At 66.2% G+C, this 6355-nt stretch carries 6 protein-coding genes; 2 read left to right on the top strand and 4 right to left on the bottom strand.

The window, feature by feature from the left end; translation table 11 throughout:
* Window positions 1–824 (top strand): aldo/keto reductase (locus RIN18_RS17095; RefSeq protein WP_309105184.1); only part of this gene is annotated, 824 nt, incomplete at its 5' end.
* 40 nt (window positions 825–864) lie between these two features.
* On the opposite strand, the gene RIN18_RS17090 is transcribed toward RIN18_RS17095, so the two are convergent.
* Genes RIN18_RS17090 through RIN18_RS17075 form a run of 4 tightly spaced genes read right to left on the bottom strand, consistent with a single transcriptional unit; the run spans window position 865 to window position 5325 of the window.
* Complete coding sequence (locus RIN18_RS17090) at window positions 865–1788, bottom strand: carbohydrate ABC transporter permease (RefSeq protein WP_309105183.1); 924 nt, start codon at window positions 1786–1788, stop codon at window positions 865–867.
* The gene (locus tag RIN18_RS17085) at window positions 1785–2732 is read right to left on the bottom strand and encodes a sugar ABC transporter permease (RefSeq protein ID WP_309105182.1); all 948 of its coding nucleotides are present in this window, start codon (window positions 2730–2732) and stop codon (window positions 1785–1787) included. Before RIN18_RS17085 ends, RIN18_RS17090 begins: the two co-directional genes overlap by 4 nt.
* A gap of 3 nt (window positions 2733–2735) precedes the next feature.
* A complete protein-coding gene (locus RIN18_RS17080; protein ID WP_309105181.1) occupies window positions 2736–4046 on the bottom strand; it encodes a sugar ABC transporter substrate-binding protein in 1311 nt (436 codons plus the stop codon).
* 40 nt (window positions 4047–4086) lie between these two features.
* Complete coding sequence (locus RIN18_RS17075; RefSeq protein WP_309105180.1) at window positions 4087–5325, bottom strand: aminotransferase class V-fold PLP-dependent enzyme; 1239 nt, start codon at window positions 5323–5325, stop codon at window positions 4087–4089.
* A 154-nt stretch (window positions 5326–5479) separates the two neighbouring features.
* Between RIN18_RS17075 and RIN18_RS17070 the strand changes: the two genes are divergently transcribed.
* Complete coding sequence (locus tag RIN18_RS17070) at window positions 5480–6187, top strand: GntR family transcriptional regulator (RefSeq protein WP_309105179.1); 708 nt, start codon at window positions 5480–5482, stop codon at window positions 6185–6187.
* Window positions 6188–6355: the final 168 nt, after the last annotated feature.

Genomic DNA, 6355 nt, shown 5'->3' with positions numbered 1-6355 from the left:
TCGGCAAGGCGCTGGCAGGCCAGCGCCGGGCGAGCCTGGAGATCTTCACGAAGGTGTATTTCCCGACCGGGCCGAAGGGCCCGAACGACACCGGATTGAGCCGCAAGCACATCATGGAGTCGATCAACGGCTCGCTCGAGCGCCTCGACACCGACTACGTCGACCTGTACCAGGCGCACCGGTACGATCACGAGACGCCGCTCGAGGAGACGATGCAGGCGTTCGCCGATGTCGTCCGCCAGGGCAAGGCGCTGTACATCGGCGTCTCGGAGTGGACCGCCGAGCAGCTGCGCGAGGGGCACGCGCTGGCGACACAGCTCGGATTCCAGCTGATCTCGAACCAGCCGCAGTACTCGATGCTGCACCGCGTGATCGAGGGCAAAGTCGTCCCGGCATCCGCGGAGCTCGGCATCTCGCAGATCGTGTGGTCGCCGATGGCGCAGGGCGTGCTCAGCGGAAAGTACCTCCCCGGTCAGCCGGTGCCGGATGGTTCGAGGGCGACCGACCCGCACTCGGGTTCGCACTTCATCCAGCGGTTCCTGCAGGACGACATCCTCACCGCCGTGCAGCGGCTCAAACCCATCGCCCAGGATGCCGGCCTGACGATGCCGCAGCTGGCGATCGCCTGGGTGCTGCAGAATCCGAACGTCGCCGCCGCTCTCGTCGGCGCTTCGCGCCCGGAGCAGCTCGCCGACACGGTGAAGGCGTCGGGTGTGAAGCTCGCCGCTGACGTGATGACGGCCATCGACACCGCGCTCGACGGCGTCGTGCACGACGACCCGGAGGACACCTACTCGGTGTCGCCGAAGCAGCGGCTGGTCTGAAGCGCAGTCGCCCCGCCGCGAGGGCGGCGGGGCGGCCGAGTCACTCCTTGACGGCCCCGGAGGTCAGTCCCTGCACAATCCAACGGCTCGCGAGAGCGAACATCACCATCGTCGGGAGGATGGTCAGCACGGCGGCTGCGGACATCGAGCCCCAGTCGATGTTGAATGTGGAGATGAAGCCGTTCAGCGCAGACGGGACGGTGCGGTTCTCGTCGGTGTTCATCAGAACTACCGACAGGAACAGCTCGTTCCAGCAGTTCACGAAGTTGAAGATGAACGCGGCGATGATGCCCGGGGTCATCACCGGGACGAGCACCCGGAACAGTGCACCGAGCCGCGAGCATCCGTCGATCATCGCCGCCTCTTCGAGTGCGTCGGGGACGTTCTCGAAGAAGCCGCGCAGCATCACCGTCGAGAACGGGATGCAGATTGCGATGTACACCAGGATCAGACCTGGTTTCGTGTCCACCAACCCGAGATCGGTCATCATCGAGTACAGCGGACCCAGGGCGATGAACGCGGGGATCATCTGGGTGAGGAGGAAGGCGATGAGCACAGGTCCCTTGCCGCGGAACTCGAAGCGTGCGATCACATAGGCGCTCAGCAGGGCGATCAGGGTGGCCACGGCGCCAGCCGCGAGCGCGACGATCGTCGAGTTCGCCAGGAACACGCCGAAGCTGCTGTTCTGGAACAGGCTGGCGTAGTTTTCCAGCGACGGCTGACTCGGCCAGTACTCGAGGGGGTACGAGTTGATCGTGCCCGGTGCCTTGAAGGAGGTCAGCGCGATCCAGTACAGCGGGAACAGCGTGACGATCAGCCAGAGGGCCAGTCCCATGACGCGCACCACGCCGCCCACCGTCACCTTGCGGGGGCCGCGGGGAGCGGATGCCGGATCGGGGACGGTGATCTGGCGAGTCTCGCTCGGCGCGGAACTGCTCGTCGAAGTGCCGGTCAGCATCGTCATCGTTGCACTCTCCTCATCGCCATCAGGTAGAACGCGCAGAAGACGAACAGGAACGCCACCACGATCAGCCCGATGGCGCTGGCGATGCCGTAGTTGCCCTGCTGCGTGTAGTTGATCATCCAGGTCGTCACGATGTGGGTCTGGTTGGCCGGACCGCCGTTCGTCATCGCGTAGATGATGTCGGGGAAGTTGAAGATCCAGATCACCCGCAGAAGCACGGTCAGCAGGAGCGTCATCGAGATGTACGGGATGATGATCGAGAAGAGCTGACGGGCCTTTCCGGCGCCGTCCAGGCTCGCCGCCTCCAGCACCTCGTCGGGCACCGACTGTAGGGCTGCGAGGATCATGATGGCGAAGAACGTGACGCCATACCAGACGTTCGCGACGATGACAGCGAACATCGCGGCCTTCGGGTCAGCGAGCCACGGCACCGGCTGCGAGATGAGTCCCGATTTCATGAGCAGGTCGTTGACGACACCGAACTCGGCGTTGAACATCCAGCGGAACAGCATCCCGATCAGGAAGCCGGACACCGCCCAGGGGAAGAACACCAGCGCCTGGTACAGCCCTCGGAAGCGGAATCGCTTGCGCAGCGCCAGTGCGATGAGGAACCCGATCACAAGTTGCGGGACCAGCGAGCCGACGACCCACAGCACGGAGTTCCAGGCGACCACGGGGAACGCGGGATCCCGGAACACGGTGAGGAAGTTGTCGAAGCCGACGAACGGCGTGGACGTGAGATCCCACAGATTCCAGTCGTGGAACGCCATCCGCGCGCCCTGGAGCATCGGCCAGTAGGTGAACCAGCAGACGAAGACGATCGCCGGCGCCATGAACGCCAGCAGGATCAGCGCCTGCCGACGGCCGAACGCGCGGCGGCGGGATGCCGGGGAGGCCCCGCCGGCCGAGCCGGCGGAGCCTCTTTCGCGAATCGGGCGTGCCACGGGTCAGCCCTTCTCCGACGCGTACTTCTCCGTCCAGAAGGCGTCCCACGACTCCAGCAGCTCGCTGGTCGTCATGTTGCCGAGCAGCACGCTCTGGACGTCCTGGTCGGACTTCTGGATCCATTCCGTCCACCAACTGACGCCACGCGGCTGGCGCACGTTCACGTAGGTGTCGGGGTTCTCGGTCATCGTGACGTAGCTGGTCCAGGGGCCGGAGGAGTAGAAGTCGTCTTCGGCGGCTGCCTTGATGATCGGCACCAGGCTGTTGGCCTGGGCGAACTCGGTCGCCGGGCCTTCGGACGAGAGGAACTGGACGAGCTTGACCGCGGCCTCTTTGTGCTCGCTGTTCTCGGCGACGCCCCAGCCGGCGACGGCCAACGGCTGCGCCGCCTTGCCGCTCGGGCCGACGAGTAGCGGAGCGGTGTCCCACTGTTCCGGCTTCAGCTGGGAGTCCTGCACGGTGGCGATCACCTCGGGGTCCTGCAGCAAGAAGGCGGTCGAGCCGTTGGTGAAGCCGGCGACCATCTCCGGGTAGCCCCACGACACGGCTGAGGGCGGCGAGGCCTTCTCGAACAGCGCGAAGTAGTCGTCGACGGCCTCCTGCGCCTCGGGTGCGGCGAAGATCGTGGAGCCGTCCTTCATGAGGAAGGCGCTGTCTACGTCGAGTCCGTCGATCGTGTACGCCTCGATCGCCGCGACGACGTTGCTGTTGGCGTTCTGCCCGCCCCGGAACGCGTAGCCGTAGATGTTCTTCGAGGGGTCCTGGATCGCCGACGCCTGCTCGAGCAGGTCTTTCCAGCTGTGCGGCGGACCATCGAAGCCTGCCTGCTCCACGAGGTCCTTGCGGTAGAACAGCGAGAGACCGTAGAACCCGTAGGGGACGAAATACGTCTTGCCGTCCTCGGCCTTCGAAGCCGACTGCGCGTTCTCGGTGAGCGCGTCCCAGCCTTCCCAGCTCGACAGGTCGTCGGTCATGTCGTACAGCCAGCCGTTGTTTGAGAACGGCCCGACGGTGATGTCGCGCACCTCGAGGACGTCGACGCCCTTTCCGGACTGCAGCATCTGCTGGATCTTCTGGTCGGCCTGCTCGGTGGGCGGCGAGACCAGCTTGACCTTGATCTTCGGGTTCTCCTTCTCGAAGTCGGCGAGGAGGCCCTTGATCAGGTCGGTGCGAGCCGGGTTGGTCAGGCTTTCCACCATCTGCAGGGTGACGGTGCCGTCGGCGGACTGGCCACCGCCGGATGAGCAGCCGGTCAGGGCGAGTGCGGCGACGGTGCCGATGCTCGCGGCCGTCGTCAAGAGCTTGTGCTTCACGATGTGCCTCTCTTCAGGGGTTGGGGGTGGGGGTTGTGGTTTAGGAGACCGTGGTGGTCGGGACGGGGATGCGGATGCCGGCGCGGCGGAGGATCTGCGGGACGCAGCGCTCGGCGAACGTTTCGAAATCGGCCGCTTCGCTGTACAGATGCACCGAGAGCCGGAAGTAGCCGACACCGCGGAAGCTGGTGAACGCCGTCTCCACTCCGGTCTCGTCGAGCAGTTGCATGCGGAGTTCGTCGGCTTCCTCGCGCGTGGCACCGAGTCCGTCGGGAAGGCGGACCAGGCGCATCGACGGCACCGGTGAGGGAAGCGGGGTGAGCGGTTCACCGGCGCTGTACGGGCGCAGAGCATCGGCGATGACCTCGGCCCCGGCATCGGCGATCTTCGACATGGCCTGACGGGTCGCATCCCACCCGTACTCGTCCTCGACGAAGGAGATGGCCGCCGGAGATGCGAGGTAGCTGGTGACGTCGACGGTGCCCTGCGTGTCGAAGCGGCGGGGGAACGGCTCGACCGCGCCCCACGAGTCGATCAGCGGCCACAGCTCGTCCCGGTCCTCCGCGGCCGTCACGAGCAGCGCGGATCCTCGAGGGGCACACGGCCACTTGTGCAGGTTCCCGAACCACCAGTCGCCGCCGGCCTGCGCAGCGGCCTGCGGGACGAGCCCGGGACCGTGTGCACCGTCGACCAGCGTGCGCACGCCGCGCTCAGTGGCGAGGTCGGCGATCCGGCGGGTGGGCAGCTTTCGCGCTGTCGGGGATGTGATCTGGTCGACGACGATGAGGCGCGCGCGTGCGCTGAGCGCATCGGCGAACCGCTGCACGATCTCGTCGTCGGATGCCATCAGCGGCAGCTCCACGGTGCGAACCGCGGCACCGAAACGGCGGGCGAGACGCTGTGCGCCCATGGTGACGGCGCCGTATCCATGGTCGGTGACGAGGATCTCATCGCCCGACTCGAGTCGGAGGGAGTTGTACACCACGGTCGCCGCGGCTGAGGCGTTCGGTACGAAAACGCTGTCGTCGGGGCGCGCTCCGACGAACGGAGCCGTGAGCTCCCGCGCCTCCTCGACGAGGGAGGCGAGTCGGGGGAACCAGTCCACGGGGCTGCGGTCCGCTCGCAGGCGCAGCGCATCCTGGACGGCGACGACCGGGGCCGGTACGGCACCGAAGGATCCGTGGTTGAGGTGCACGACATCCGGATCGAGGGGCCATGCCTCTCGCGCACGGCCGAACGACTTCAGCCGAATCGGCGTGAGCGTCTCTGCAGCCGTCATGTGTCCTCGCAGGGGGTGGGGGAAGTTGTTGCACAACCTTGCCAGAACTCTTCCGTTTGTGCCACAAAACCCGGAGAATTGACGAAAGTTGTTATACGAGTGTGTCGCCAATGGACCGGCTCTCAGAAGACCGGCGACATCAGGGAGGATGAGTATGCGTGCGTTGGACACGGCGCTTCACGGGCTGCGGACGCTGATCGCCGACGGTGCACTGCGTCCGGGCGATCGCTTGCCCAGTGAGGGTGAATTGTGTGAGCGGCTCGGCGTGTCACGCGGCTCACTGCGCGAGGCGATCCGAATGCTCGCGGCTCTCGGCGTCCTCGAGACACGCCACGGCTCCGGGAGCTACGTGGGTGAACTCCGCGCTGCGGATCTCATCGGGAGCCTTTCGCTCACCGTAGGCCTACTGCCGATGGCGGGGGTGCTCGAGCTCACGGAGCTCCGACGCGTTCTCGAGCCGCACGCGGCCGCGCTGGCTGCTGCGCGCATCGACCAGGTCACGGTCGAGAGGCTCGGGCGCGTGCTCGACGAGATCGAGGCCAGCGAAGATTTCGAGATCCATTCCCGTCTCGACCACCAGTTCCACATGATGATCTCAGGGGTGGCGGGGAACGCTGCCCTGACGAGTCTGATCGACGTGCTTCGGTCGCGCTCACGCGCGTATCGCATCCCCGATGCTCACGATGCCGCCGAATTGAAGATGCACTCCGACGAGGGGCACCGGGCGATCTTGCGTGGACTCGCAGCGGCGGACCCCGTTGCCGCATCCGCAGCAGCGTCCGCGCATGTGGCCTACACGGAGTACTGGGTGCGCCGGTACTCGAATGTCGACGTGCCTTCCCCCGAGCCGGGCTCGAGCTGAGTCACTCCAGCGTGATGTCGACCTGGATTTCGGCGGCGATGCGTTCCAGATCCGCACGGAGGGCGTCGAGGTCGGCGGATGCCGGAGTCGTGGCCGTCACGGTCGACTCGAACAGCCGGCCGCCGGCCATGGCGGCATCCCGTGTCTCCGTCGTCATGCTCTCGATGC

Origin of the sequence: Microbacterium sp., from assembly GCF_031179285.1 — a bacterium.
Taxonomy (GTDB): Bacteria; Actinomycetota; Actinomycetes; order Actinomycetales; family Microbacteriaceae; genus Microbacterium.
This window is presented reverse-complemented; position numbering and strand designations above follow the sequence as displayed.